25 protein-coding genes and 2 pseudogenes are annotated in these 26,205 nt (G+C 45.8%); 13 read left to right on the forward strand and 14 right to left on the reverse strand.

From position 1 onward, the window contains the following. Window position 1 precedes the first annotated feature (1 nt). The gene (locus D908_RS0120010) at window positions 2-304 is read left to right on the forward strand and encodes a DUF3301 domain-containing protein (protein ID WP_000578709.1); all 303 of its coding nucleotides are present in this window, start codon (window positions 2-4) and stop codon (window positions 302-304) included. Here D908_RS0120010 and D908_RS01530 read toward each other — a convergent pair. Next, window positions 261-788 (reverse strand): GNAT family N-acetyltransferase, encoded by a 528-nt coding sequence (locus D908_RS01530; protein ID WP_000150760.1) that lies wholly within the window; start codon window positions 786-788, stop codon window positions 261-263. The genes D908_RS0120010 and D908_RS01530 overlap by 44 nt on opposite strands. 859 nt (window positions 789-1,647) lie before the next feature. Here D908_RS01530 and D908_RS01525 point away from each other — a divergent pair. Both D908_RS01525 and D908_RS01520 read left to right on the forward strand, forming a co-directional pair. After that, the gene (locus D908_RS01525; RefSeq protein WP_005527428.1) at window positions 1,648-1,947 is read left to right on the forward strand and encodes a hypothetical protein; all 300 of its coding nucleotides are present in this window, start codon (window positions 1,648-1,650) and stop codon (window positions 1,945-1,947) included. Continuing rightward, a complete protein-coding gene (locus D908_RS01520; protein WP_000708223.1) occupies window positions 1,944-2,393 on the forward strand; it encodes a YaiI/YqxD family protein in 450 nt (149 codons plus the stop codon). Before D908_RS01525 ends, D908_RS01520 begins: the two co-directional genes overlap by 4 nt. 75 nt (window positions 2,394-2,468) lie before the next feature. Here D908_RS01520 and D908_RS01515 read toward each other — a convergent pair whose 3' ends face one another. The 3 genes from D908_RS01515 to D908_RS01505 all read right to left on the reverse strand — a co-directional run bounded on the left by D908_RS01515 (window position 2,469) and on the right by D908_RS01505 (window position 4,658). Continuing rightward, on the reverse strand, window positions 2,469-4,055 hold the full coding sequence (locus tag D908_RS01515; RefSeq protein ID WP_000098857.1) for an AbgT family transporter: 1,587 nt from the start codon (window positions 4,053-4,055) through the stop codon (window positions 2,469-2,471). 223 nt (window positions 4,056-4,278) lie between these two features. Then, complete coding sequence (gene ykgO / locus D908_RS01510; RefSeq protein ID WP_000866542.1) at window positions 4,279-4,404, reverse strand: type B 50S ribosomal protein L36; 126 nt, start codon at window positions 4,402-4,404, stop codon at window positions 4,279-4,281. Further along, the gene (locus D908_RS01505) at window positions 4,401-4,658 is read right to left on the reverse strand and encodes a type B 50S ribosomal protein L31 (RefSeq protein ID WP_000643439.1); all 258 of its coding nucleotides are present in this window, start codon (window positions 4,656-4,658) and stop codon (window positions 4,401-4,403) included. Before D908_RS01505 ends, ykgO begins: the two co-directional genes overlap by 4 nt. Before the next feature lie 132 nt (window positions 4,659-4,790). Between D908_RS01505 and tsaA the strand changes: the two genes are divergently transcribed. The 5 genes and pseudogenes from tsaA (at window position 4,791) to D908_RS01480 (ending at window position 8,692) form a co-directional block, all read left to right on the forward strand. Further along, window positions 4,791-5,486, forward strand: coding sequence for a tRNA (N6-threonylcarbamoyladenosine(37)-N6)-methyltransferase TrmO (tsaA, locus tag D908_RS01500; RefSeq protein WP_005527436.1), 696 nt, complete (start codon window positions 4,791-4,793; stop codon window positions 5,484-5,486). Between the two features lie 225 nt (window positions 5,487-5,711). Beyond that, window positions 5,712-7,427 carry a proline--tRNA ligase gene (locus D908_RS01495; RefSeq protein ID WP_005527439.1) on the forward strand — a complete coding sequence of 572 codons (1,716 nt, stop codon included), beginning with the start codon at window positions 5,712-5,714 and terminating at the stop codon, window positions 7,425-7,427. A gap of 116 nt (window positions 7,428-7,543) precedes the next feature. After that, window positions 7,544-8,189, forward strand: a pseudogene (locus D908_RS01490) (tellurite resistance TerB family protein). A gap of 102 nt (window positions 8,190-8,291) precedes the next feature. Then, window positions 8,292-8,495, forward strand: a complete 204-nt coding sequence (locus D908_RS01485) for a YaeP family protein (protein ID WP_001267018.1) — start codon at window positions 8,292-8,294, stop codon at window positions 8,493-8,495. 5 nt (window positions 8,496-8,500) lie between these two features. Beyond that, complete coding sequence (locus tag D908_RS01480) at window positions 8,501-8,692, forward strand: DUF4250 domain-containing protein (RefSeq protein WP_001046697.1); 192 nt, start codon at window positions 8,501-8,503, stop codon at window positions 8,690-8,692. A gap of 103 nt (window positions 8,693-8,795) precedes the next feature. Here the strand turns inward: D908_RS01480 and purL are convergent, their stop codons facing one another. After that, on the reverse strand, window positions 8,796-12,689 hold the full coding sequence (gene purL, locus D908_RS01475) for a phosphoribosylformylglycinamidine synthase (RefSeq protein ID WP_005527446.1): 3,894 nt from the start codon (window positions 12,687-12,689) through the stop codon (window positions 8,796-8,798). Window positions 12,690-12,997: 308 nt separating this feature from the next. Here purL and mltF point away from each other — a divergent pair, with 308 nt between their 5' ends. After that, window positions 12,998-14,578 carry a membrane-bound lytic murein transglycosylase MltF gene (gene mltF, locus D908_RS01470; RefSeq protein ID WP_000200279.1) on the forward strand — a complete coding sequence of 527 codons (1,581 nt, stop codon included), beginning with the start codon at window positions 12,998-13,000 and terminating at the stop codon, window positions 14,576-14,578. Between the two features lie 176 nt (window positions 14,579-14,754). Then, window positions 14,755-14,889, forward strand: a complete 135-nt coding sequence (locus D908_RS22970) for a hypothetical protein (protein ID WP_000946178.1) — start codon at window positions 14,755-14,757, stop codon at window positions 14,887-14,889. Between the two features lie 42 nt (window positions 14,890-14,931). Here the strand turns inward: D908_RS22970 and tadA are convergent, their stop codons facing one another. After that, window positions 14,932-15,444 (reverse strand): tRNA adenosine(34) deaminase TadA, encoded by a 513-nt coding sequence (gene tadA / locus D908_RS01460; protein WP_005527448.1) that lies wholly within the window; start codon window positions 15,442-15,444, stop codon window positions 14,932-14,934. 44 nt (window positions 15,445-15,488) lie between these two features. Here tadA and D908_RS23250 point away from each other — a divergent pair, with 44 nt between their 5' ends. After that, window positions 15,489-15,578 (forward strand): flagellar motor protein MotB, encoded by a 90-nt coding sequence (locus D908_RS23250; RefSeq protein ID WP_390622366.1) that lies wholly within the window; start codon window positions 15,489-15,491, stop codon window positions 15,576-15,578. Here the strand turns inward: D908_RS23250 and D908_RS01455 are convergent. The 5 genes from D908_RS01455 to D908_RS01435 form a co-directional block, all read right to left on the reverse strand. After that, on the reverse strand, window positions 15,566-17,125 hold the full coding sequence (locus tag D908_RS01455) for an AbgT family transporter (RefSeq protein WP_000070918.1): 1,560 nt from the start codon (window positions 17,123-17,125) through the stop codon (window positions 15,566-15,568). The two genes, D908_RS23250 and D908_RS01455, sit on opposite strands and share 13 nt — an antisense overlap. A 445-nt stretch (window positions 17,126-17,570) precedes the next feature. After that, window positions 17,571-17,984 carry a type IV pilus modification PilV family protein gene (locus D908_RS01450; RefSeq protein WP_005527450.1) on the reverse strand — a complete coding sequence of 138 codons (414 nt, stop codon included), beginning with the start codon at window positions 17,982-17,984 and terminating at the stop codon, window positions 17,571-17,573. Next, on the reverse strand, window positions 17,974-19,311 hold the full coding sequence (locus D908_RS01445) for a hypothetical protein (RefSeq protein WP_005527452.1): 1,338 nt from the start codon (window positions 19,309-19,311) through the stop codon (window positions 17,974-17,976). The genes D908_RS01450 and D908_RS01445 overlap by 11 nt, the downstream gene beginning before the upstream one ends. Then, complete coding sequence (locus D908_RS01440; protein ID WP_005527454.1) at window positions 19,308-19,898, reverse strand: PilW family protein; 591 nt, start codon at window positions 19,896-19,898, stop codon at window positions 19,308-19,310. Before D908_RS01440 ends, D908_RS01445 begins: the two co-directional genes overlap by 4 nt. Beyond that, on the reverse strand, window positions 19,879-20,391 hold the full coding sequence (locus D908_RS01435; protein WP_000554589.1) for a pilus assembly FimT family protein: 513 nt from the start codon (window positions 20,389-20,391) through the stop codon (window positions 19,879-19,881). Before D908_RS01435 ends, D908_RS01440 begins: the two co-directional genes overlap by 20 nt. Before the next feature lie 96 nt (window positions 20,392-20,487). Here D908_RS01435 and D908_RS01430 point away from each other — a divergent pair, with 96 nt between their 5' ends. Beyond that, window positions 20,488-20,931, forward strand: a complete 444-nt coding sequence (locus D908_RS01430) for a type IV pilin protein (RefSeq protein WP_000425222.1) — start codon at window positions 20,488-20,490, stop codon at window positions 20,929-20,931. Window positions 20,932-21,025: 94 nt separating this feature from the next. On the opposite strand, the gene dnaJ is transcribed toward D908_RS01430, so the two are convergent. The 3 genes and pseudogenes from dnaJ to grpE form a co-directional block, all read right to left on the reverse strand. Further along, window positions 21,026-22,171: a molecular chaperone DnaJ gene (gene dnaJ, locus D908_RS01425; RefSeq protein WP_005527458.1), complete on the reverse strand. Its 1,146-nt coding sequence runs from the start codon at window positions 22,169-22,171 to the stop codon at window positions 21,026-21,028. A gap of 199 nt (window positions 22,172-22,370) precedes the next feature. Continuing rightward, window positions 22,371-24,277 (reverse strand): annotated as a pseudogene (gene dnaK / locus D908_RS0120025) (molecular chaperone DnaK). 253 nt (window positions 24,278-24,530) lie between these two features. Continuing rightward, entirely contained in the window at window positions 24,531-25,133 is a 603-nt protein-coding gene (gene grpE, locus D908_RS01420) for a nucleotide exchange factor GrpE (RefSeq protein ID WP_000064041.1), read from the reverse strand. A gap of 145 nt (window positions 25,134-25,278) precedes the next feature. On the opposite strand from grpE, the gene nadK reads away from it, so the two are divergent. Beyond that, window positions 25,279-26,163: an NAD(+) kinase gene (gene nadK / locus D908_RS01415; protein WP_000742833.1), complete on the forward strand. Its 885-nt coding sequence runs from the start codon at window positions 25,279-25,281 to the stop codon at window positions 26,161-26,163. Window positions 26,164-26,205: the final 42 nt, after the last annotated feature.

The following is a 26,205-nucleotide window of genomic DNA, read 5'->3' on the forward strand; positions in this document are numbered from 1 at the left end:
CATGATTGGCGATTTACTCTTGATACTGGCGCTCTGTTTTGCCGGATTTCTGTTTTGGCAGCAGCGCCATCAAGCCGAAATCGCCAAACAAGCGATTCAGCGCCACTGCGATCAGCTTGATTTGCAACTGCTCAACGTGGCATTCGGCCAGCATAAAGTGAGAACGCCTTCAGGAGGCTGGCGTTGGCACACCATTTATCTCTTTGAGTTTTCATCACTCGGGGATGATTGTTATCAAGGCAAGTTAGAAATGCAGGGATTTAGAACAGTACGTTTTGCTCTGCCACCTCATCGGATGGGTTAAGTACATCGGCCGTCCAGACAAACTGGCTGCAAGGGCCAAAAAACTCATCAATATCGGCACGGTGCTCAAAGCCCAACTTTTGCAAAATGGCTCGTGCCGCTTCATGTTGGGCTTTTATGGTAGCAACCACTCGTTGCAAGCCAAAGCGTTGGCACACATTAGGGAAAAAAGCATTCAGTGCTTCACTGGCTAATCCTTGCCCCCAATACGCTTTATCAAATAAGAAGCCGAGTTCAGCGCGTCCTTCACTCTCAAATTCAATAAAGACATGTCCCATGTACTCGCGGTTATAGTTGTCGAGTACCGCCATGGCGTACAAAGAAGAATCATGCAACACCCGTTGAAAAAGCTGCTTGGCTGCAGCTACCGTGGTGGGACCGTTCATCTGCGAACGGTTTTTGGCGCAGTAATTGAGCACGAGAAAATCAGACTCAAACGCCTCGGTATAAGGGATAAGTAGCGTTCTTCGCGTCGCTATGGTCACGGACATTCCTTGTAGAACAAAATCAATCGAAAGTGAAAAAGCGCCTTTCCCTATAAGAAAGGCGCTGTTTATTTTTCACCTGAACTCAATCAAGTTATCTCATCCAAATACTTGGTAATGTGAGATATAGCCTGCTGACATTGTTATATTAATTGTGTTTCTAGAGAACCCGTTGTGCGCTCATTTTATGGTTGGCAAACATTAGGTAAGCCTTGTTGACGCGGGTTCGAATACCCGAAAGGAAGATTAAGGAAAGCCCCGACAAAAGATGTCGGGGCTTAATCTTACTCGCAGCATCCGGCTACTTGAGCGTGCTCCTTGCATCATCCTTAACTGGCTGATCCTTTCAGCGAACTCCGAGCATCGCCGTCCTAGCGGTGTCCTCTCATCCTGATGCCGAATATCCTATTCAGCCTTCATCACTTGTTCCTTGAGCGGTGTCCTTGCCATCGTCCTGATGGTGTTCCTTCTCACGTCCCTAGAGTGTCCTGAATCTTCCTTACAGCTCACGTCTCTGTGGGCTGACGCTATCCTTGGCGTTTCCTGCTTCCTGCTCGTGGCTATCCTCGCCACTTCTCATCCTGAGAATCACAGTCCCTAGGTCATTTCCTTCGACAAGAGACAATTTACTCGTTTTGATTTTTCATGCAAGCCACCAAGAATGGAAGAGCATCTAAAGCTTGCCATCAAAATTAAATAATCCATTAAGTTCAACAACATAAATCGATTACATTGATATTCCCGCATCATTTTACTGCCTTGTCTTACATAAGATGTAAGCGATCTCTCACAAACGATTACCCCTTTTGCTCGCCTAACTTTCTCAGTAAGATGAGGCAAACCGTAAAAAGGAACCATTATGCTGACCAAAGACGTATCTCAAGAGCTGGAAGAGATCCTCAATAGCCTCAGCCAACAAGGCAAAGAGCCTTCCGTAGCGCTCGTAAAAGCACGCTTAAAAACGCCTGTGCCTATGCCTGCCATTATCGCCACCATAAAGAGCTGGAAAAATACGCAGCGCATCCCAAAAGTGGAAGTCGCCGCCATAAATACCAATAACAACCTTGAGCAACGTATTGAAGTGTTAGAGCAGACTATTTTGCAACTTACTGCACGTATTGAAGCGCTCGAAGCCACTACCAAAGGAACTCAACAATGAAAATTTGGGTTGATGCCGATGCATGTCCGAAAGTGATCCGTGAAACGCTGATCCGCGCAGCCGAGCGCACTGGAGTTGAATGTACTTTTGTGGCAAACCATCTCATCCCATTACCAAAACGAGACAATATTCGGGCGTTGCAAGTCTCTTCTGGGTTTGATATTGCCGACAACGAAATCGTAAGACGCACAGAAGCGGGCGATTTGGTGATCACCGCGGATATTCCCCTCGCCGATGAAGTGATCAGCAAAGGCGGTTTGGCGCTTAATCCACGCGGTGAGCTGTACACCAAAGAGACCATCAAAGCGCGCCTGAATATCCGTGATTTTATGGATACCATGCGCGCCAGCGGTATTCAAACTGGTGGCCCTGCCGCACTTTCGCAGACAGAACGCCGCGAGTTTGCCAATCATCTGGATCGGATTTTGGCTAAGCGTTCCGCTTGATCCCCCACAGCCCGAAACCATGCGCGATAAAAAAGCCTGCGATATTCGCAGGCTTTTTCGTATTCAGAGAAAACTCTATGGTGTGTAGTACGTGGCTGCGCCAGGGCCAACTGGCAGACCTAACACAAATACCCACACGTAGAACAGTAAACTCCAACCCACCATAAACACCACTGAATATGGCAACATGGTTGCGATCAGTGTACCGATACCAAGGTTTTTCATATAACGCGTCGCCACCGCCAGAATCAAGCCAAAGTAGCTCATCATCGGGGTAATGATGTTGGTCACTGAGTCACCGATACGGTATGCAGCTTGAATCACTTCTGGTGCGTAACCAACCAGCATCAGCATTGGTACGAAAATCGGTGCTGTTACTGCCCATTGTGCTGACGCAGAACCAATCATCAGGTTGATGTAACCACACATCAAAATGAAGGCGAAGAACAGCATTGGGCCAGTCAGTCCGATGTCTTTCAGGAAATCTGCTCCTAATACCGCCAGCACTTGGCCAAACTTAGTCCAGTTAAAGAAAGCCACAAACTGTGCTGCAAAGAAGACAAGTACAATGTACACGCCCATTGAAGACATGGATTTGGACATCGCATCGATCACATCGCGATCGGTTTTCATCGTACCTACCACACGGCCATACACATAGCCTGGGATAGCAAAAAACACGAAAATAAACGCGACGATACTCTTTAAGAAAGGCGAACCAGAAACTTGGCCATCTGCACCACGCAAAATGCCATCGGTAGGTACAATCGTCCAAGCCAGCAAACCGCTCACAACCAATATCGCAATACCGGCATAAGCTAATGCTTTTTTCTCAAGTGACGTCAAAACGCCCATTTTATCTTGGCTTAGATCGTCACTGGCTTCTGCCACATCGTATTTGCCCAGTTTTGGCTCAACGATTTTTTCAGTAACGAAAGCACCTAAAATTGCAATCACAAAGGTAGATGCAGCCATAAAGTACCAGTTGACTTCAGGACCTACGCTGTAGGTTGGATCAATCATGCGTGCTGCTGTTTCGGTAATACCCGATAGCAGAGGATCAACCGTACCAATCAGCAAGTTAGCCGAGTAACCACCGGAAACACCCGCAAACGCAGCAGCCAGACCCGCTAATGGGTGACGTCCTAACGAATGGAACAACATCGCTGCCAGTGGAATGAGTACGACGTAGCCTAATTCAGACGCGGTGTTAGAGATGATGCCTGCAAACACAACAGTGAAAGTCACCATGCGCTGTGAAGCACCCATAACCAAACCACGCATCGCTGCTGAGAGCAAACCAGAGTGCTCAGCAATCGCCACCCCCAGCATCGCGACCAACACTGTTCCTAAAGGAGCAAAGCCGACAAAGTTTTTCACTAAGTTGGTCACGATCAGTTCCAGACCGTCCGCATTTAATAAGCTGACAACGTAGATCATGCCATCTGCAGAGCGACCTTTCGCACCTTCCGGACGAGGGTCAACCACCGAGAGCTCAAAGTATCCAGCGATACCCGAGGCAACCAGCAGTACGACACAGAAAATGGCAAATAAAGTGATGGGATGGGGTAATAAGTTCCCCAAATATTCGACACCATCTAGAAAACGGGTAAATAAAGGTTTCTTAGGTGCGTTTTGATTTATTGAAGCAGATGAACTCATCTGTTCCCTCCTTGTCTTGATTCCTATGCATTTGTGACAAAAATGTCAAAAGCGCGCGAAGAGTACTCGACAAGAAAGGTAAATTAAAAAGCAAAGATGTTACAAAATTTGTCTAATTGAACAATATTTATCCGAAATTTAAAAAATAACCAGATGATCATATCAATGAACAAGCATCTGGTTAGAAAAATATCTCGCTACGAATCGTTTATCCAACAATCAATTAACGCTGAACCGCTTTAAAACGAGGGTTAGATTTGCAGATCACATACAAACGGCCACGACGTTTGACAATTTGGCAATCTGGATGACGATTTTTTGCGCTTTTTAGTGAACTGAGAACTTTCATTTGGATTCCTTAGCAAACTGGCCAAAACGACGAGCAAAGTTAGCAACGCGACCTTCTTTCTGTACCACGCGCTGTTTACCGGTATAAAACGGATGAGACTCAGAAGAAACTTCAATAGTGATATAAGGGTAGGTCTTACCTTCCCACTCAATAGTGCGATCCGTTTGCAAAGTAGAACCTACAACAAAGTAGTGATCGACGGTCGTATCGTGGAACACCACTTTACGATAATCAGGATGAATGCCTGCTTTCATCTTAAAACTTAACCTCAATTGTTATGTTATAACATATTAATTAATAATTATTCTCAAGGTTATTTGCAAGCGATTTTTACGCCTAGCTATGCTATTTTTGCGCTCTCAATACCCATGCTCACAGATAAAAACATGTATCTCATTGAACCAGTTGCCATTATTGAAAGTCCGTACCAAGAAAAATTTGCGGTACCACGACAGCCTCGTTTAGTGCCGAGCGCCACCGCTCGCCTCAAACTACTGGGTGAATGCAACTGCGCAGAGGCCATTCGCGGTATTGAGCAATTTAGCCATGTATGGCTGCTATTTTTGTTCGACCAAAACCTAGCCGCAGGTTGGAAACCCACTGTGCGTCCCCCTCGCCTCGGTGGTAATGAACGAGTGGGTGTTTTTGCCTCACGTGCCACCTTTCGTCCCAATGGCATAGGTATGTCAGCGGTTGAATTGCGTGGTGTGAGCAAAGAAGGCGATCAGTATTATCTCGAACTCGGCAGCGTTGATTTAGTCAATGGCACACCAATTATTGATATCAAACCTTACATCCCCTACTCCGATTCGATTTCGAATGCGCAAGGCGGTTATGCAGAACAAGGGCCCGAACGCATTGCAGTAACATTTAGTGAACAAGCTCAGCAAACGCTAAACGCTCACCCAGAAGGGCGCATCCGCCGCGCAGTGATCAGTGAAGTGCTGGCACAAGATCCACGCCCGGCTTACAAAAAAAATAGTGCTGACGACAAGTTGTATGCTGTGAATTTGTACGATTGGAACGTGAAATTTACTGTTACCAATGAAGCAATCGTTGTCAGCGCAATTGAACGCTTTTGACAAAACCATTTGGCTGATATTATTAGCGCCCAAATTCGCTTTATATACCCAAACTACTTCGAGTGGCAGGTAGGCGGCAAGTGAGTGACCCCCCATGAGCATAGACAGACTATGTGATTGGGGTGAACGAACGCAGCCAACACCGCTGCAACTTGAAGTAGGAAGGGGATAACGTTACTCCTGTTAAAGCGATCCCTTAAACTTTGATGAAACGGATACCATAGAATGCGTACCAGTAAATATCTTCTTTCTACTCTGAAGGAGACTCCAAACGACGCAGAAGTCGTGAGCCATAAGCTCATGTTACGTGCAGGTATGATCCGTAAGCTGGCTTCAGGTCTTTATACTTGGCTGCCTACTGGTCTGCGTGTACTGCGTAAAGTCGAAAACATCGTTCGTCAAGAGATCGACAATGCAGGTGCAATCGAAACCTTGATGCCGGTTGTGCAGCCGTTTGAACTATGGGAAGAGACAGGCCGTTCAGAAAAAATGGGCCCTGAGCTACTTCGCTTTACTGACCGCCATGAACGTCCGTTTGTATTAAGCCCAACAGCAGAAGAAGTGATCACCGCTCTGGTGCGTAACGAAGTCAGCTCTTACAAGCAACTTCCACTGAACCTGTACCAAATCCAAACCAAATTCCGTGACGAACGTCGTCCACGTTTTGGTGTGATGCGTGCACGTGAATTCTCAATGATGGACGCTTACAGCTTCGACATCGACAAAGAAGGTCTGCAAAAGTCTTATGACGCAATGCACGCGGCTTACTGTAAAGCTTTCGATCGCATGGGTCTGGATTACCGTCCAGTACTGGCAGACAGCGGTGCGATTGGTGGTAACGGTTCACAAGAGTTCCACGTTCTAGCGGAAAGCGGCGAAGATCTGATCGTATTCTCTACCGAATCAGACTACGCAGCGAACATCGAAAAAGCAGAAGCACTGGCACCAGCAACTGAAGCGGCAGCGCCGACTCAGGAAATGACACTGGTCGATACACCAAACGCGAAAACTATCGCGGAATTGGTTGAACAACATGGTCTACCAATCGAAAAAACAGTGAAAACGCTGTTTGTAAAAGCGTCTGATGCAATCGATGCGCCTATCGTTGCGCTGATCATCCGTGGTGATCACGAACTGAACGAAATCAAAGCAGAAAACCTGCCAGAAGTGGCATCGCCACTGGAAATGGCGGGCGAAGAAGAAATTCGTGCACTGATCGGTGCTGGCCCAGGTTCATTAGGTCCTGTTGGTCTGAAACTGCCATTCATTGTTGACCGTACCGTCGCAGTGATGAGCGATTTCGGTGCTGGCGCGAACATCGACGGTAAACACTACTTCGGTATCAACTGGGGTCGTGACGTTGAACTCGGTAAAGTTGCAGACTTGCGTAACGTAGTAGAAGGCGATCCAAGCCCATGTGGTAAAGGTACGTTGATGCTAAAACGTGGTATTGAAGTAGGTCACATCTTCCAACTTGGCACCAACTACTCTGCCAAAATGAACTGTGGTGTACTCGACTCGAACGGTAAAAACGTCATCCTTGAGATGGGTTGTTACGGCATCGGTGTTTCTCGCGTAGTGGCTGCGGCAATCGAACAGAACCATGACGATTACGGCATCATCTGGCCAGACGCGATTGCACCTTTCCAAGTGGCTATCGTTCCAATGAACATGCACAAATCTGAGCGCGTTCAGGAAGCAGCTGAGAAGCTGTACGCAGAGTTGACTGCGGCAGGCATCGAAGTGCTGTTTGATGATCGTAAAGAGCGTCCGGGCGTGATGTTCTCTGATATGGAACTGATCGGCGTGCCACACACAGTCATCATTGGTGACCGCAGCATGGATGAAGGCCACTTCGAATACAAAAATCGCCGTAATGGTGAGAAAGAAGCAGTGGCGATGGAGTCCATCATCGACTTTATCCAAGCCAAACTGGCTTAATGCTTAGTCACATTCGCTTACAAAGGCTGCCTTCTGGCAGCCTTTTTATTGTCTGTTATTAATATTAGATTCATTTTTCTCCACCTACACTGAGTCAAAACCAGAGGAGATAGCCCATGGATCTAAAATCATTACTCAATCAGGCACTGAGCTCAGACATTGTAAAAAAAAGGCAGTGAACAGCTGAAAACCTTAGGCCAAGATAAAAGCCAACTCGGTACTTTGGGAGCGGGAGCCTTGGGTGGCGGTCTGCTTGGCATGTTACTTGGCTCTAAAAAAAGCAAAAAATGGGGAAAAAGTGCTTTAAAAGTCGGTGGAGCAGCGGCGCTCGGTGCGCTCGCCTATAAGGTCTACAACGATTGGAATGCCAATCAAAAGGGGAATACAACACCAACACCTTTTGATGAAAACAACCCTCGCCATGAGTTGATCATTTTAAAAGCCATGATTGCCGCAGCTAAAGCGGATGGACATGTCGATGATCAGGAGATGGCGCGTATCCAACAAGCGATTGAAGAATTGGGCTCAGATAACCAAGTACAACAATTGGTTGAACAAGAGCTACGCAAGCCACTGGATCCCGCTGAAATTGCTCGATTTGCGCAAAATCCAGCCCAAGCCTCTGAACTGTATCTGGCTTCATTGCTGATCGCCGATGAACAGAACTTTATGGAAAAAGCCTATCTCAATGAACTTGCTAAACAACTAGGCTTGGATGATCAATTGGTCGCACAACTGAATTTACAAGTCACTGGTCAGTAATTGGTCAGTCATACGAGTTCCTTGAGCCAACGCAAGCTGCTGGTTTTGTATTTCACCGTTCTCTGTGTATATTGAGACCAGTTATCATTTGAGGACAAACCCATGCGAGTTTACGACTGTTGTGAATTGGTACGAGAGCTTTACGCACAAATTGGTAGTGGTGATCAAGGCTATGTGCCTAAAGCCATCAGCTGCGCTGTACGTGCATTAAACGAGATTGCGGCTGATACCGCCCTACCACTTGCAACACGAGAAAAAGCGGCGTTTGCGGCGGCCAATTTGCTGATTTCGGATTTTGAGGATTAATCACAATGAATCTAGCTAATTTTGCCACTATGGATCCCATCATGTTGATGAGCATCATTAACATGAAACTGCGTGACGACTTTAGTGGCGATCTGGATAAACTCGTCAGCTATTTCGATATTGATCGCAGCGCGTTGGAAGCCAAGTTAGCGAGCGCTGGCTTTGAGTTTTTACCGCAAGTCGGCCAATTCCGCTAAGCCAACAGGTATAGCAAAGCGCCCTTTATCAAATCAGTGCTGACAAAACGAAAAAAGCGCAGAGAAACTCTGCGCTTTTTGTTTGTCCTTAAGGTTAAATCAATTAACCAAGGTATTTGCGAGCATTCTGGAACATACGCATCCAAGCACCGTTTTCGCCCCAGTTATCTGGGTGCCACGAGTTAGCTACAGTACGGAATACACGCTCAGGGTGCGGCATCATAATCGTCACACGGCCATCTTGGGTGGTTAAACCGGTAATCGCATTCGGTGAACCGTTCGGGTTGCTTGGGTAAGCTTGCGTTGGCTGACCAAAGTTATCCACGAAACGAATCGCCACTGTGCCAGATTGCTCAATCGCTGTTAAATGTTCTGCATTACGCACTTCCACACGACCTTCACCATGAGAAACCGCAATCGGCATTCTTGAACCTACCATCTCGCTAAAGAATAGCGATGGTGACTTTTGCACTTCCACTAAACTAAAGCGTGCTTCAAAACGCTCAGATTCGTTACGGACAAAACGTGGCCACAACTCAGCACCTGGGATCAAATCACGCAGGTTAGACAACATCTGACAGCCGTTACACACACCGAGTGACAAAGTATCTTTACGTTGGAAGAACTGTTCAAACTGCTCACGCGCTTGTGCATTAAACAGAATCGATTTCGCCCAACCTTCACCAGCACCCAGTACGTCACCGTAAGAGAAGCCACCACAAGCCACCAAACCTTGGTAAGCATCCAGCACCGTTTGTCCGGTCAGAATATCACTCATATGAATATCGACGGCATCAAAGCCAGCACGATCAAAGGCCGCTGCCATCTCAACGTGTGAGTTCACGCCTTGCTCACGCAAAATCGCCATTTTCGGACGCGCACCTTTTGCGATGTAAGGCGCAGCAACATCTGACAGCACATCATAGGTTAAGCTGGCATTCAAACCCGGGTCGCGGTTATCTTGCTTCGCCGCAAACTCTTGATCCGCACAGGCTGAGTTATCACGCAGCGCTTGCATCTTATGGGTCATTTCCGCCCAGATAGTACGCAGCTCAGTACGAGAGCGCTCAATCAAGACTTCTTCACCACGAGTGATCAGCAAGCGATCCGAAGCTTCTACTTCACCAATCACGTGTGTGCACGCTTCTAAGCCATGAGCAGCAAGCGTTGCCAGAACAGAATTCAGTTCATCATTTTTCACCTGAACAACAGCGCCAAGCTCCTCGTTGAACAGTGCCGCCAGTGCATCATCACCCAAGGTTTCAATATTAGCTTTGATACCGCAGTGACCCGCAAAGGCCATTTCCGCCAAAGTCACCAATAAACCACCGTCGCCTTTGTCGTGATAAGCCACCAGCTTGTCGTTACGCACAAGAGTTTGTAGCGCATCGAAGAAGCCTTTGAGCTGCGTCGCGTTATCAACGTCAGCCGGTTTATCACCCAATTGTTTGTAAACTTGCGCTAATGCAGTTGCGCCAAGACGATTTTGACCATTGCCCAAATCAATTAAGACTAAGCTGCTATCACCAAGATCAGTGCGTAGTTGTGGGGTCACGGTCTTGCGAATGTCTTCCACACGCGCAAAGGCGGTGATGATCAGTGACAGCGGAGAAGTGACTTCTTTTTGCTCGCCATTTTCCTGCCACTTGGTTTTCATCGACATCGAATCTTTACCGACTGGGATAGTGATACCCAGTGCTGGACACAACTCTTCACCTACGGCCTTCACTGCTTCATACAGACCGGCATCTTCACCCGGATGGCCCGCTGGAGACATCCAGTTCGCAGAGAGTTTAATGCGTTTCAGATCGCCAATATCGGTCGCCGCAATGTTGGTGATAGCTTCACCCACCGCTAAACGTGCTGATGCACCGAAGTCCAGCAGTGCAACCGGTGTACGCTCACCCATAGACATGGCTTCGCCGTGGTAAGAATCAAAACTCGCTGCCGTTACCGCGCAGTTAGCCACTGGGACTTGCCATGGGCCCACCATTTGATCTCGTGCGACTAAACCCGTGACTGAACGGTCACCAATGGTGATCAAGAAAGTTTTTTCTGCCACCGCAGGTAAACGCAGTACACGATCCACGGCTTCATTTAGCTCAATACCAGAACGCTCTAAGGCTGGGCTTGAAACTTTCAGCGTGTTCGCATCACGATGCATCTTAGGCGGCTTGCCAAGCAGAATATCCATCGGCATATCGATTGGCGTGTTATCAAAGTGGCTGTCTTCCAGCGTTAAATGACGCTCTTCCGTCGCTTCACCAACCACAGCATAAGGTGCGCGTTCACGCTGGCAAATCGCATCAAACAGCGGCATATCTTCCGCAGCAACCGCCAACACATAACGCTCTTGTGATTCATTACACCAGATTTCCAGTGGGCTCATGCCCGGCTCATCATTCGGTACATTGCGCAGTTGGAATTTACCACCACGATCACCGTCATTGACTAGCTCAGGCAGTGCGTTAGAGATACCGCCCGCGCCCACATCGTGAATAAAGGCAATCGGGTTTTTGTCACCAAGCTGCCAGCAGCGGTCGATCACTTCCTGACAGCGGCGCTCCATCTCTGGGTTTTCACGCTGCACGGAAGCAAAATCTAGATCTTCAGCAGACTGACCAGAAGCCATCGAAGAGGCAGCACCACCGCCCAGACCGATGTTCATCGCAGGGCCACCGAGTACGATCAGTTTTGCACCAACCGGGATCTCTTTCTTCTGAATATGCTCTGCACGGATGTTACCCATACCGCCTGCGATCATGATTGGTTTGTGGTAGCCACGTACCTCTTCACCCGCATGTGAAGTCACTTTTTCTTCATAAGTACGAAAATAACCTAGCAGGTTCGGACGACCAAATTCGTTGTTGAACGCAGCACCGCCCAATGGGCCTTCCAACATGATATCCAGCGCATTTACGATGCGGCTTGGCTTACCAAAATTACTTTCCCATGGCTGTTCAAAGCCGGGAATACGTAAGTTAGATGTGGTAAAACCGACCAAGCCTGCTTTTGGCTTACCGCCAATACCAGTTGCGCCTTCATCACGGATTTCACCGCCTGAACCTGTCGATGCGCCTGGCCAAGGAGAAATCGCCGTTGGGTGGTTGTGCGTTTCCACTTTCATCAGAATGTGGGCATCTTCATGGTGATAGGTGTACTGACGGCTATCAGGATCAGGGAAGAAACGACCAACAGTCGAGCCAGTCATTACCGCGGCATTATCTTTATAAGCAGAAAGCACATAATCAGGAGTCTGTTCAAAGGTGTTTTTGATCATCTTGAACAGCGATTTATCTTGTTTAACCCCATCAATCGTCCAATCCGCGTTGAAGATCTTGTGACGGCAGTGTTCTGAGTTCGCCTGTGCAAACATCATCAATTCAATGTCATTGGGATTGCGGCCAAGTTTAATGAAATTCTCAACCAAATAGTCGATTTCATCTTCCGCCAATGCCAGCCCAAGGGAAACGTTTGCCTCTTCAAGCGCACGGAGACCGCCTGCCAAGACATCAACCTGACTCATCGGTGCAGGCTCCGCCACACTAAACAGTTGCTGCGCGTCAGTCAGTTCCGCAAACACCACTTCCATCATGCGATCGTGTAGCAAGGCTTTTAGAGTGACAACTTGAGCTTCGGTAAGTGGCGTTTCTGTCTCAACATAATAAGCCGTACCACGCTCTAAGCGCTTGATGCTGCGCAGACCACAGTTGTGCGCAATATCCGTTGCTTTAGAAGACCAAGGTGAGATGGTTCCCGGGCGTGGCGTCACCAATAACAGTAAACCTTGCGGTTCATGTTCTTGGATCGTTGGACCGTAAGTGAGCAGTTTTTCGAGCTTTTCCAACTCTTGCGGATTGAGCTCCGCCTTGAGATCGGCAAAGTGCATAAACTCGGCGTAAATGCCTGTCACTGGGAGGTGTTGTTCACGACACGCGGTGAGGAGCTTGTTAACACGAAACTCTGAAAGAGCTGGGGAGCCACGCAAAATTCTCATGTGCTTAGGTCTCTATGTCCAATTGATTGAGGTGTAATTGGCATAAACTCTTTGAAATACAGCACATTAAACTCTATTTGTTGAATGTATGCCGATTTCACCTCTCTAATGGCTGCGCATTATAGAGGAATTCTTTTTGTGACGTAACACCAAAAGCAACCGTTTGCGTCATTTTTTTCGTTAATTTTGAGTTACGACCCATTTGCACAAATCTTCGAGCAAAATGTCAGCTTAATCAGTGAGGACTTTGCCAAAACCAGCGCCTTTGATATAAAGGCATCTGTCTTAATGAGAGAAAACCCAAATTGATGACTTCTTTTGCATACAAATTCCGCGTTCGTTCGCTTTGCTTAGGCTTATTGAGCCTGCTTCTGGTCGGTTGCCAAATTGACTCTGAGCCAAAAAGTGAACTGGAAAAGATCCGTGAGCGTGGAGTTTTACGTGTTGGTACTCTCAATAATCCACTTTCCTATTACATTGGTCCTGATGGCCCTACAGGTTTGGATTACGAGTTAGCGCGTGAATTTGCCAAAGAGCTTGGGGTAAAGCTGGAAATGAAGCCAGCATATCGCCTATCTAGCCTTTTCCCTGCCTTAAAAAATGGCGAAGTGGATATTATCGCCGCGGGGTTAAGCCAGTCCGAAGAGCGACTCAAAGGTTTCCGTGCCGGACCTGCTTATTATTACGTGTCACAACAAGTGGTATACAAGAAAGGTGAATGGCGACCGCGCAATTTCAAACAGTTAGTTGAAAAGCAGCAAGCGTTATTAAAGGACAACCCAGATTTGGCCTTTTTCAGTGTGGTTGATGACTCGCATTTTGAGCACACATTGCAAGCAAAACAGCAGAAGCACCCGGATTTTCAGTTTCATGTCGACAGCAATTCGGATGTGAATGACCTGCTAAAAAAAGTATCACAAGGTGAGCTACTGTTCACAATGGCGGATTCGGTGGAAGTGTCACTCTCTCAGCGGGTCTACCCTGATTTAGCCGCAGCATTTGAACTGACCGAAGACCAACCGATCTCATGGTTTATCCGTCGTGCAGATGATGAAAGCCTCTACGCCTTGATGATTGAGTTTTTTGGTAATCTCAAACAATCAGGCTATCTCACTTCTTTGGAAGAGAAATATATCGGACATATCGGAACATTCGATTATGTGGATACACGTGCCTTTATCCGTGCACTAGATACTCGGTTACCTAAATGGACACCGCTGTTTCAAAAGTATTCAGCAGAGTTTGATTGGCGTTTAGTGGCCGCACTGGCTTATCAAGAATCGCATTGGAATCCGTATGCTAAGTCTCCCACAGGTGTACGTGGTTTGATGATGTTGACCCTTCCTACTGCGCGCAGTGTCGGAGTCAGCGATCGTCTCGATCCCGATCAATCGATTCGAGGTGGCGTGGAATATCTACGTCGTATGATGGAGCGAGTACCGGATTCCATCTCTGAACATGAGAAAATCTGGTTTGCCCTTGCCTCTTATAATGTGGGCTATGGCCATATGATGGATGCACGTCGTTTAACTAAGATGCAAGGCGCTGATCCGGATTCATGGGCCGATGTGAAAGATCGTTTACCTCAGTTACAACAGAAGAAATATTTTACTCAGACTCGCTATGGCTATGCGCGCGGTGATGAGGCTCGTAACTACGTAGAAAATATTCGCCGTTACTACCAAAGCATCATTGGTCATCTTGAGCAGCGTCAATTGACTGCTGGCGATGACAGTATCGAGGATCTCGCGGTAATCGAGCTTGATGAAGAAAGCTTAGGCGATGATATCAGCACTGACGATATTGATGAGGATGCGGTCAAACTGGAGTCCGAATCTCTCGAAAGCAGTGAATCGAGCGCTTTACCATCTGATGAGAATAAAAAATAGCCACTTGATTTTTGAGAAGAAAACACGTAAATCAATGTGTGAATGAAGTCGCTTTCCTGTTGTCAGAAACAGGTAACATTCGAATGCAATAATAAAGTGATTCATTCAAAAATTATTAGGCTCCCTGACTCTATCGAGCAGGGGTTTTATGTCAGTAAGTAGTAGGAGGGTGTTTTATGTTGAGACGTAAACGTCAATCAAAACTCCTGAACAAAACAGTATCAGCCAATCGTCGTCGCCGTATGTTGGCCAACAGTAAGAAAAAAGTGTTGGCTCGTCATCGTGCTTTCGTTCAGTTGGGCAACTCGTAACACGTCGAATGGCAAACATCGTTGCTGATGTTTGCCAAAGATCTACTGTTCATCTTTCCTTTCTGCATCCCGTTTCGCTTTGATTTCTTTCCGACGACGCTGAAAAAACGCTTGTAACTGAGCGCGGCACTCTTCTTCCAATAGCCCTTTCTCAACAGTGGCATAGTGGTAAGACGCTTGACTGTTAAACAGATCCATAACTGTCCCAGCAGCTCCTGCTTTTAAATCTGGTGCACCATACACAATCCGCTTAACCCGGCTATGCAAAAGAGCTCCTGCACACATGGGGCACGGTTCTAATGTTACATATAAGGTGGTATCGAGCAGACGATAGTTGCTGAGCACTTTTCCCGCTTTACGGATCACTTCAATCTCGGCATGCGCGGTCGCATCATGGTGCGTAATAGAACAATTCCAACCTTCAGCAATAATTTCACCATCACGTACCAATACGGCACCGACAGGGACTTCTCCCAGCTCTTCAGCTTGAGCGGCTAACATGATGGCTCGACGCATAAATTGTTCGTCTTGAGCGGAAAAGAGAGACTCGGACAAAACGACACTCCACAGATTATTCAAAACGGTGATTCTAACGGAGATTGCTGAGAAAACGAAAGCAAGACCAAGAAAAAGCCCACTCGTCTGAGTGGGCTATCAGCTTATCTGATTTTGTTACCTACATGCTGTAGGTGTAAGGTGCTTGGATACCCAATGGAATACCCATCGCCCAATATGCCAGCAAGAATATTGACCAGCCAATCAGCATAGCAATTGAGTAAGGCATCATCATCGAAGCCAATGTACCAATACCCGTTGATTTCACATAGCGTTGGCAGTACACCACCACCAGAGGGAAGAACACCATCAATGGAGAAATGATGTTAGAAACCGAATCACCCACACGGTAAGCCGCTTGAGAAAGCTCTGGAGAGATACCGACAGCCATCAGCATTGGCACTAGGATAGGACCAATCAATGCCCATTTTGCCGAAGCAGAACCCACGAGCAGGTTGACCATAGCCGTAAGCAAAATCATACCCACAATCGTAGCCTGACCTGGCAGGTTCATCGCTTTCAGACCTTCCGCACCATACAGTGCCAGCATAGTACCAATGTTCGATTGGCCAAAAGCAGAAAGGAACTGAGCACAGAAGAAAGACATCACGATGTAAGCACCCATAGTAGACATGGTGCCTGACATCGCTTTGATAACATCGTTACTGTCTTTAAATGTCCCAGCAATACGGCCGTAAACAATACCCGGAATGATAAATAGGATAAAAATCAGTGGCACAATTGATTTCATGATTGGCGCGGTAAATGCCGTGATCTGGCCATCTGGCGAGCGTAATGCTGAATTCTCAGGCCATACTGCTGCAATCAATAACGCAATGCCCACAACCATTGCCCAACCCGCATAGCGGAAAGCTTTTGATTCGATTGCAGTAAAAGAGCCAAGATCTGGAGCAGATTCTGCATCTTCATCCACTTTTGTTGCTGCTAAGCGTGGTTCGATAATTTTATCCGTCACGTACCAACCAATTGCAACAATCACGATAGATGAAAGACCAGTGAAGTAAATGTTGGCCAGAGGGTTAACTTGATACGACTGATCCAACACTTGCGCGGCAGTTTGAGTAAAACCCGCCAGAAGAGGATCGATGCCCGAGGGGATAAAGTTGGCTGAAAAGCCACCTGATACCCCAGCAAATGCAGCCGCAATACCCGCAAGAGGATGACGCCCTGCTGCATGGAAAATGATACCGCCCAACGGAATAACCAGTACGTAGCCTGCATCCGCTGCAGTGTGCGAAACAATCGCGACCAGAATCAGCATAGGCGTCAGCAATTTTACTGGCGTAACATTAAGCATTTTTTTCAGGCCTGTAGTAATGAAGCCTGAAGAGTCCGCTACACCTACCCCCAGCATAGCAACAAGTACAATTCCGAGAGGCGCAAAACTGGTAAATGTGGTCACCATATTGGCAAGAAAATGAGCCAGTGATTCGCCGGTCAGTAGGTTTTTAATTTCTAAAGCTTGGCCCGTGCGCGGGTTAATCAAATCAAAGCTTAAGTTTGATAAGAGTGCAGAAGAAACCCAAACGATAACTAACGCCCAGAAGAATAGAATTGCAGGGTCTGGGATTTTGTTACCTGCCCGTTCAATAAAGTTTAAAAAGCGATCCATCCCACTTGGCTTAGCCGATGGTGCTTGATTGATAGATTGGTTACTCATAGTAAATTCCGTAATGTGATGTTGCTGCGTGAGACCTTATAAGCTTGGTCTTCTGTAGCCGTTTCGAATATCCGTGTGAGCTTGGTTAATCAGTCACAGTGAAACGGCAATTTTTCACTTGGCATTGTATAGAAACGCCCTATCCAAAGCACAGAGTTCGTTCTTTTTTTTACATATTTAGAGACATATTTTGCAAAAATAGAAAACCAAAGACACACACTCGAAACATTAACGACAAATCAACATATACATTTAAGAAACGAATTTGCAAAAACTGAGATTACATGGATCGATGAACCTATGATTTGCAGAGAGGAAGAAAGGGATGATGGAGAAGTAAAAAACCTTCCCCAAGATATCTAAGGAGTAAAGAATGGCGACCGATTTCCACCTAATAGTTTCTGTAAACTTAGACTCAATCGAGCAGAATAAGAAAGAGAGTTCGTTAATCGAACTCACTGTGTTTAGAGATCATGGTTTTCAGCTCAACAGACTGAGTTTCACCATGGCGATCTTGCCATAAAGCTTCTATATGAACTGTCTTAAGTGCTCCCGACAGAGTTGCAGCTGGCACAGACCACGACAAGGTATACAAAGGATGTGAAACATCATTCCCAGAGACAATATTGGTATCAAAATTAGCCGCAGACATAGTAGGTAGAGCGGAAGAAGCCCCACGAGTACGAAACCATTCCAATTTCTGCTCGGCAAGGTTCAAAGCTTCGATACTGTGCATGGCGTAATCGGCACGTTGCTCAATGTACGCTTGCAATTTAACCAACCCAAGAGCCCCCACTCCAATCAGCACAAAAGAAATCATCACTTCAATTAAGCTAAAACCACGTTGCTTATTGCGCATTCCAACTTCCTTCTTGCCATTTAGGAGGAAGAGAGCTATTTACAAACGACTTCATAATGTCGGAGTTAAATTTAAGATTAACTGAGTTTTTAAATAACGCACTCTGATTTCGAGCATCCAAAACCATGCCGCCTGTAAAGTTAAATGAGCCTTCCATATACATTGTAGCTAAGGCTGCATCGCCATCTAAATATGTTCCATTTATTGCTTCGAGTCCAGTTTTAAAATCATTGGGTGTATGTTTTAGAGTACCGATTAATGCTGGGTCAAAAGCTGCATTACTCCACTGATCTTTTATCGGTGTATAAGTACTATTTACATGCACAAATACACCATTGACATTAACAGTACTTCTCCCACCGACAATTCCATTATGTACAACAAGAAGGACTTTCATGCTTGGATGAGTAGTACTACTTAATAAATGAGCAAGATTCGTATCAAACTCGCAGGGGCCATCAACCCAAATTGAATTACTTCCATTAGTTTTCAAACCAACTTGATTGATTTTCGTATAGCAGTCACTGCCTTTAGTTGTGGATATTTTAGTGAAATTATTTTTCGGATCATCTCTCACTTGCTTCCAATCCGATACTTCTTTACCAAAAAAATCTTTAAATGGAGATAAATCTGTATCACGTTTTGCATCAAGCTCAACACCATTACTAATAACAGCCCCCTCTTTCCCTAAGTAATATCCTGATGCAGTTGCATTATTTGTAATAAAACCTGATCCACACTTTACTCCATTTTTATAATTACTGCCTGGATTAACACCTGATGCATAGTCTAAATCACTGTTAGTAAAACCTCCGCCAAAATATGCTTTATCTCTGACAACCATTGAAACGCACTCATAATACTCAGAATTATCATTTCGTCTTAATTCCCCCGGTTCAGGAGAAATTGTAACCGCAGCATTCACAACTAAATTTGATGCACTACGAAGAGCCCCAGCCCCTCCTCCAGAAGCAGGAATAACAATATTTTTATTGAGCTTTGTATATCCTATTTCACTAATTATTTTTGTTGTAGGGTTCGAAGCTACCAATGAAACATAATCGAACTTTATGTTATGGGTCGCTATGTTACATTCTGGTATTAAAGATGCTGTAGGAATCGCACTATCGAGAATAGATTTAGTGTAAACACACTCCAACCCCCCCTCCGCCAGCCAATGTTCTTGCCTCGCTTTAACCTCATTCTGTGCACGCTTAATTTGATAAAATAAATTCTTATATGAACCCAAAGTCACAACTAAAGCTATAGAAAGCAGTATAGAGGTAATCAGTAGAGTGGCTAAACCTTGTTGATATTTACGTATCATTGCCAATTCCTTTGCTGAACTTGTAATGAAATTGCGTGAGAGATTGCTGGTTCATTTTTTAATTCAGCAGTCATCGATATAGAAATAAATGAACTTTCTATTGAAGATCCAGATAATAATGCTCGACTAATATCAAATTGAGTCACTTTAATTTGCTTAGGATCAAATAGGTCGAAACATCCACTGGCAGCTGAAATAACATTTAAAGGTGATGTAGAATCCTTTTGGCAATATTCCAGCATATTATTATTTAGTTGATATACCGTATTGCTCGCAGCACTCGCTGTTTTTCGATAGACATAACCAATTTTATTGGGCTGATGGTAAAGAACATTTGGAGAACCAGAAAGCATCATAGAATTCGTAGCAATGCCATCAAAACCTGCTCGCTGAATATCCTCTTTCATCTGCTGCATCACACTACTCATTTGCTGTAATAGCATAATTTCTTTACTACGCTGTGCGGCAGCTTTCTGGTTAGAAAGAAACACAGCCCCAACAATTCCCAGTGCTATTGCTCCTACCAAGGCTGCGATCATAAATTCAATGAGCGTATTACCTTGCTGTTTAGCACTTTTCAAAGCCATATTTTGCCTCACTCTCAGTGCATACTTTTATCCGTCCAGCTCGATTATGAACCGTAATTTTTATCGGATTCGTATCCGATTCAGATTGCTTAATCGCTATACTGCCCGCTTCTTGCGGATTCCCCATTACATGATCAAATTTCACGCTAGTTAAAGAGTTCGTACTCGACACCACCAAATTCCGATATCGATTACCTTGCAGTTCAGCAACCGTATTAGCTGTCGTAATTGCGGCAACATCAGATACACTCGCAAGCAATAACTTCCAATTCCCTGTAGATGATGGAAAGCCTTGGATGTGAACCCATAAGTCTTGGTTTCTCAACACTGATTCAGATTTAGCTTGAATCAAAAAACCCTGTAATTCATTGGCTAAATTAGCCATTTTTGTTTGTTGGCTAACGTTTGAAAAACTCGGGGCGACAAAAAGCAGCAACGCTGTTAACACAGCAACTGTGATTAGAAGCTCCAGTAAGGTAAAGCCGCGATGCATTTCCCAAAATCCTTTGCAAACAGTGAGATGATGGTGAATCAACTTGCATAGATCCTAACAGCTAACAAAAATGGTGTTGTTTTATAAAGAGAAGTAATGGAAATGATTCGAAAAATTTTCTGCAAGCCAAGCTGTACTTGGCAACAAGGTATGACATTGATCGAATTAATGATCGCGGTTGTGATTGTGGGTGTATTAGCGGGCATCGCTTATCCTGCTTATACCAACTATGTCAAAGAGGGTCATCGTAAGCAGGCGATGGCGGATATGGCCAAAATTCAGCTCTACTTAGAAGAAAAATATAACAATGGTTATACAGCTACAGGCATCGTCGATGCGCAGAAGGTATGTAATACGTTTTGCAGCGTAGACAGCGATCGCTACAAGATTGTCGTCGAGACAACAGCCACTAGCTATGCGATTACAGCAACCCCGCAATCCACCAAAGGACAGAATAGTGATAAATGCGGCGGTAATACCTACACATCCCTCACGTTAAATGAGAAAGGTACAACATCACCCAGCGCATGTTGGAAATAAAAAATCCGTGTATAAAATCATCATTAAGTTATTTACTGAAATAAGAAAAGACCAGCAAGCTGGTCTTTTCTTATTGTTACTGATTGAATTTTGATTAACTGGTTAGGTCATCAAAAAACTTCTTCACACCATTAAAGAAGCCTTCAGCTTTCGGTTTATGTTTAGTCGCCGCTTCGCCACCGCAAGACTCTTCAAACTCTTTCAGCAGCTCTTTCTGGCGAGCACTCAAATTCACTGGTGTTTCTACAACAAGTTTAACAATCAGATCGCCCAGCGCTGCAGAGCGAACGCTTTTCACACCCTTACCACGCATGCGGAACATGCGGCCAGTTTGGGTTTCAGCGGGCACTTTCAAGCTCACGCGACCATCCAGTGTTGGAACTTCCACTTCGCCGCCCAGAGCCGCCATCGCGAAGCTAACAGGCACTTCACAATACAAGTTATTGCCATCACGCTCAAAAATGTGGTGCTCTTTGACATGAACTTGTACGTACAAATCACCTGCTGGTGCGCCCATTTCTCCGGCTTCACCTTCGCCAGCAAGACGAATGCGATCACCAGTATCCACGCCGGCTGGGATTTTCACATTGAGTGTCTTGGTCTTTTGCTTGCGACCTTGACCATGACAGACGTTGCAAGGGTCTTTGATGATCTTGCCTTTACCATGACAAGTTGGACAGGTTTGCTGCACCGCAAAGAAGCCCTGACGCATCTGGACTTGTCCATGACCATGACAGGTTCCACAAGTTTGTGCTGAAGTGCCTTTTTTCGCACCAGAACCATCACAAGCATCGCAGTGAACCAAAGTTGGGACTTCAATTTCTTTCGAACATCCACGAACCGCTTCTTCAAGGCTCAGTTCCATGTTGTAACGTAGGTCTGAGCCACGTTGTGCTCTTGGACCACCGCCACGGCGACCACCACCAAAGATGTCACCAAACACGTCACCAAAAATATCGCCAAAGTCAGCACCGCCACCGCCGAAGCCGCCGCCACCAAAACCACCAGCGCCTTGTTCAAACGCCGCATGCCCATATTGGTCATAAGCCGCTTTCTTCTGCGCATCGGTCAGAATTTCATACGCTTCTTTGACTTCTTTAAACTTTTCCGCTGCACCAGCATCACCCGAGTTGCGATCCGGGTGGTATTTCATCGCAAGGCGTTTGTATGCCTTTTTAATATCACGCTCGGAGGCGTCACGGCCTACGCCTAATACTTCGTAAAAATCACGTTTTGACATGTTCTCAGTCACCAATTTGTTACTGCCAACGGCTAAGCCGCTCGGTGGGTATCGATATAGATAAGGGGGATCCAATTGCCTTTATCTGTAGCGACACGCTTCAAACAGACGGGCGTAAGAGTTTCCTCAAACGCCCGCTGCTTCAAAGTTCAATAAGAACTCAGCAAACCGCACGCATTATTTCGTGCGGTATGACTAATTACTTCTTATCGTCGTTAACTTCTTCAAACTCAGCGTCAACTACGTCATCTTCTTTTGCAGAAGATTGACCAGCGTTTGCACCTTGTGCTTGAGCTTGTTGTTGTGCGATTTCCATCAGCTTCTGTGCCGCAGCCATCAGAGCTTGCACTTTGGCATCGATTTCTGCTTTGTCTTCGCCTTTCTTCGCTGTTTCCAAGTCGTTGATCGCAGCTTCGATTTTCTCTTTCTCATCCGCTGGCAAAGCTTCGCCCGCTTCAGTGATTTGTTTGCGAGTCGCGTGGATCATCTGGTCAGCTTGGTTACGTGCAGTTGCTAACTCTTCGAACTTTTTGTCCGCTTCTTTGTTCGCTTCTGCTTCTTGAACCATTTTTTCGATTTCAGCATCGCTCAGACCGCCTGAAGCTTGGATCGTGATCTTCTGCTCTTTACCAGTCTGTTTGTCTTTTGCTGAAACGTGCAGAATACCGTCCGCATCCAAATCGAAGATAACTTCGATTTGTGGCATACCACGTGGTGCAGCGTTGATACCCTCCAGGTTAAATTGACCCAGAGATTTATTGTACATCGCTTGCTTACGCTCACCTTGCAGTACATGGATAGTTACTGCGCTTTGGTTATCTTCCGCCGTAGAGAACACTTGGTTCGCTTTGGTTGGGATAGTGGTGTTTTTCTCGATGAGCTTGGTCATCACACCGCCCATGGTTTCGATACCCAGAGACAGAGGCGTTACGTCTAGCAGCAGAACGTCTTTTACTTCACCCGCAAGAACACCACCTTGAACCGCAGCACCTACCGCTACCGCTTCATCAGGGTTCACATCTTTACGTGGCTCTTTACCAAAGAATTCAGCAACTTTCTTCTGAACCATTGGCATACGAGTTTGACCACCCACAAGGATTACGTCAGTAATGTCGTTCACAGAAAGGTCTGCATCCGCCAGAGCAACTTTCAGTGGCTCCAGAGAACGTTGAACCAGATCTTCAACCAGCGCTTCTAGTTTCGCACGAGTCACTTTAACGTTCATGTGCTTAGGACCAGTCGCATCCGCCGTGATGTATGGCAGATTTACGTCAGTTTGCTGTGCAGAAGAAAGTTCGATTTTCGCTTTCTCAGCCGCTTCTTTCAGACGTTGCATTGCCAGCGGGTCATTACGCAGGTCGATACCTTGGTCTTTTTTGAACTCGTCAACCAGGTAGTTGATCATACGGTTGTCAAAGTCTTCACCACCTAGGTGAGTGTCACCGTTGGTAGACAGAACTTCGAAGGTTTTCTCGCCTTCAACTTCATCGATCTCAATGATAGAGATATCGAATGTACCACCACCAAGGTCGTATACCGCGATGGTGCGATCGCCGCCTTGCTTATCTAGCCATAAGCCAGAGCTGCTGCTGTTGGTTCGTTGATGATACGTTTAACTTCTAGACCTGCGATACGCCCAGCATCTTTGGTTGCTTGACGCTGAGCATCGTTAAAGTAAGCAGGAACAGTGATAACCGCTGCAGTTACTGGTTCACCGAGGAAATCTTCCGCGGTTTTCTTCATTTTCTTCAGAACTTCAGCAGAAACTTGAGGAGCCGCCATTTTTTGGCCTTTCGCTTCAACCCAAGCATCACCATTGTCAGCCTTAACAATCTTGTAAGGCATAATTTTGATATCGCGCTGAACTTCTTCGTCTTCAAAACGACGACCGATCAAACGCTTAATTGCAAATAGCGTATTTTGTGGGTTAGTGACTGCTTGACGTTTTGCAGGTTGACCCACCAGAGTTTCACCGTCTGTATATGCAATTACAGAAGGAGTAGTACGCTCACCCTCTGCGTTTTCGATTACGCGAGGCTTGTCGCCGTCCAACACAGCAACACATGAGTTTGTAGTACCTAAGTCAATACCAATGATTTTACCCATCAGGCTATCTCCAAAAAAATTCTATGTTCGATTTGTATACCCCTAATGTGGGGATGGAGAATCGGGTTTCAACCCCTACTCACAAACCAAAACGGGCTTGTTTGCTTCTCGTATGCCCCTTAAATAAGGTCTTCAAAAACCATTTCAAGGGTAAAAGTGAAAAAATTTCAGATTTATTGTGTTTTGGGCATAAAAAAGCGAAGCCAATTGACTTCGCTCTTCATTTTCAGATTTGATAATGGCTAAGAGATGGTTATTTAGAAACCATTACCATCGCAGGACGCACCACTCGGCCATTCAATTCATAGCCTTTTTGCATAACAAACATCACTGTATTTGGCTCATGCTCGGCGCTTTCTTGAATCGACATGGCTTGGTGGAATTCTGGGTTGAACGCTTCACCGTGTGGGTTAATCTCTTTCAAGCCAAACTTCGCAATCGTATCAACGAAAGTTTTGTGCGTCAGTTCGACACCTTCCAATAGAGGCTTGATTGCTTCAACTTCGCTATCCGCGGCTTGAATCGCACGCTCAAGGTTATCAATCACTGGCAGCAGCTCTTCAGCAAAGCGACTCAGTGCGAATTTACGCGCTTTATCCACTTCTTGCTCGCTACGGCGACGCATGTTTTCTACTTCAGCACGCGCACGCAGCACATTGTCTTGCTGCTCTTTTACACGCTCTTCGCTGACGAGAAGTGCTGCTTCCAGCTGAGCAATTTTTGCTTCTTTCTCATCAAGCTCATCCGCAGCTTGGTTCCAGTCGATATCTGCATCTGTACCTACAACTTCAGCTTCTGTTTCAACCGCTTCTTGTTGCAGCTGCTCGTCTTTGTTTTTGATCTCTTCGTTGCTCATGATATCTCCAAAATTCACTTCATACTGGTCAGGAGAAATCGTCTAATCGTCGATTTCCCAACACAAAAATTCGCATAAAAGCACAACTTGCCCTTATTATGGGGACGATGAATTCTGATTCAAGCCTAAATCGGTTGGAAACCCTATGAAAAAGCCATTCAACGTTCTTGCCATCATCGGCAAACCGCGAGATCAACAAGCAATTCAAACGCATAAAGAAATTTATCATTGGCTGACTTCACTGGGTTATTCGGTGTTTATTGATGACCGTTTACGGGAAATTTTGACCGATTTACCCGAAGAGCATTTTGCGAGTTTGATTGAACTAGGCAAAAAAGCCGATTTAGCCATCGTTGTCGGTGGTGATGGCAATATGCTTGGTGCGGCACGTGTATTATCGCGTTTTGACATCTCAGTGATTGGGGTAAACCGCGGTAACTTAGGCTTTTTGACCGATTTAAACCCAGAAGATTTTCAACTCCGCTTACAAGAAGTTCTCAACGGCAACTATTTACAAGAAACCCGTTTTCTACTTGAAGCAGAAATTCATCGCCACGGACAAATCAAAAGCCATAATGCAGCCTTGAACGAAGCTGTGCTTCACCCCGGAAAAATCGCTCATATGATTGAATTTGAAGTTTATATTGATGATAACTTCGCTTTCTCTCAGCGCTCCGATGGCTTAATTGTTTCCACCCCAACAGGTTCTACAGCTTATTCACTTTCCGGTGGCGGCCCTATCCTTTCGCCAAGCTTGAATGCGATCACCTTAGTTCCTATGTTTCCACATACACTCTCATGCCGGCCACTGGTGGTCGATGGAAATCGCCGCATTAAGCTTGTTGTATCCCCAGATAATCGCGGCACTCAAGAAGTCAGTTGTGATGGGCAAGTTTCACTCCCGGTATCTCCTGGTGATGAAATTCATATATATCAAAGCCCTAACGTGCTTAAACTGATTCATCCTGAGGATTACAGCTATTATCACGTGCTACGAACAAAACTTGGATGGTCCAGCAAACTGTTTTGATTTCGCTCACAGATTTCACTCATTGAGAGGAAAGGCCGCTAA

This window comes from Vibrio mimicus CAIM 602 (assembly GCF_000338875.1).
In the GTDB taxonomy this organism is placed as follows: Bacteria; Pseudomonadota; Gammaproteobacteria; order Enterobacterales; family Vibrionaceae; genus Vibrio; species Vibrio mimicus.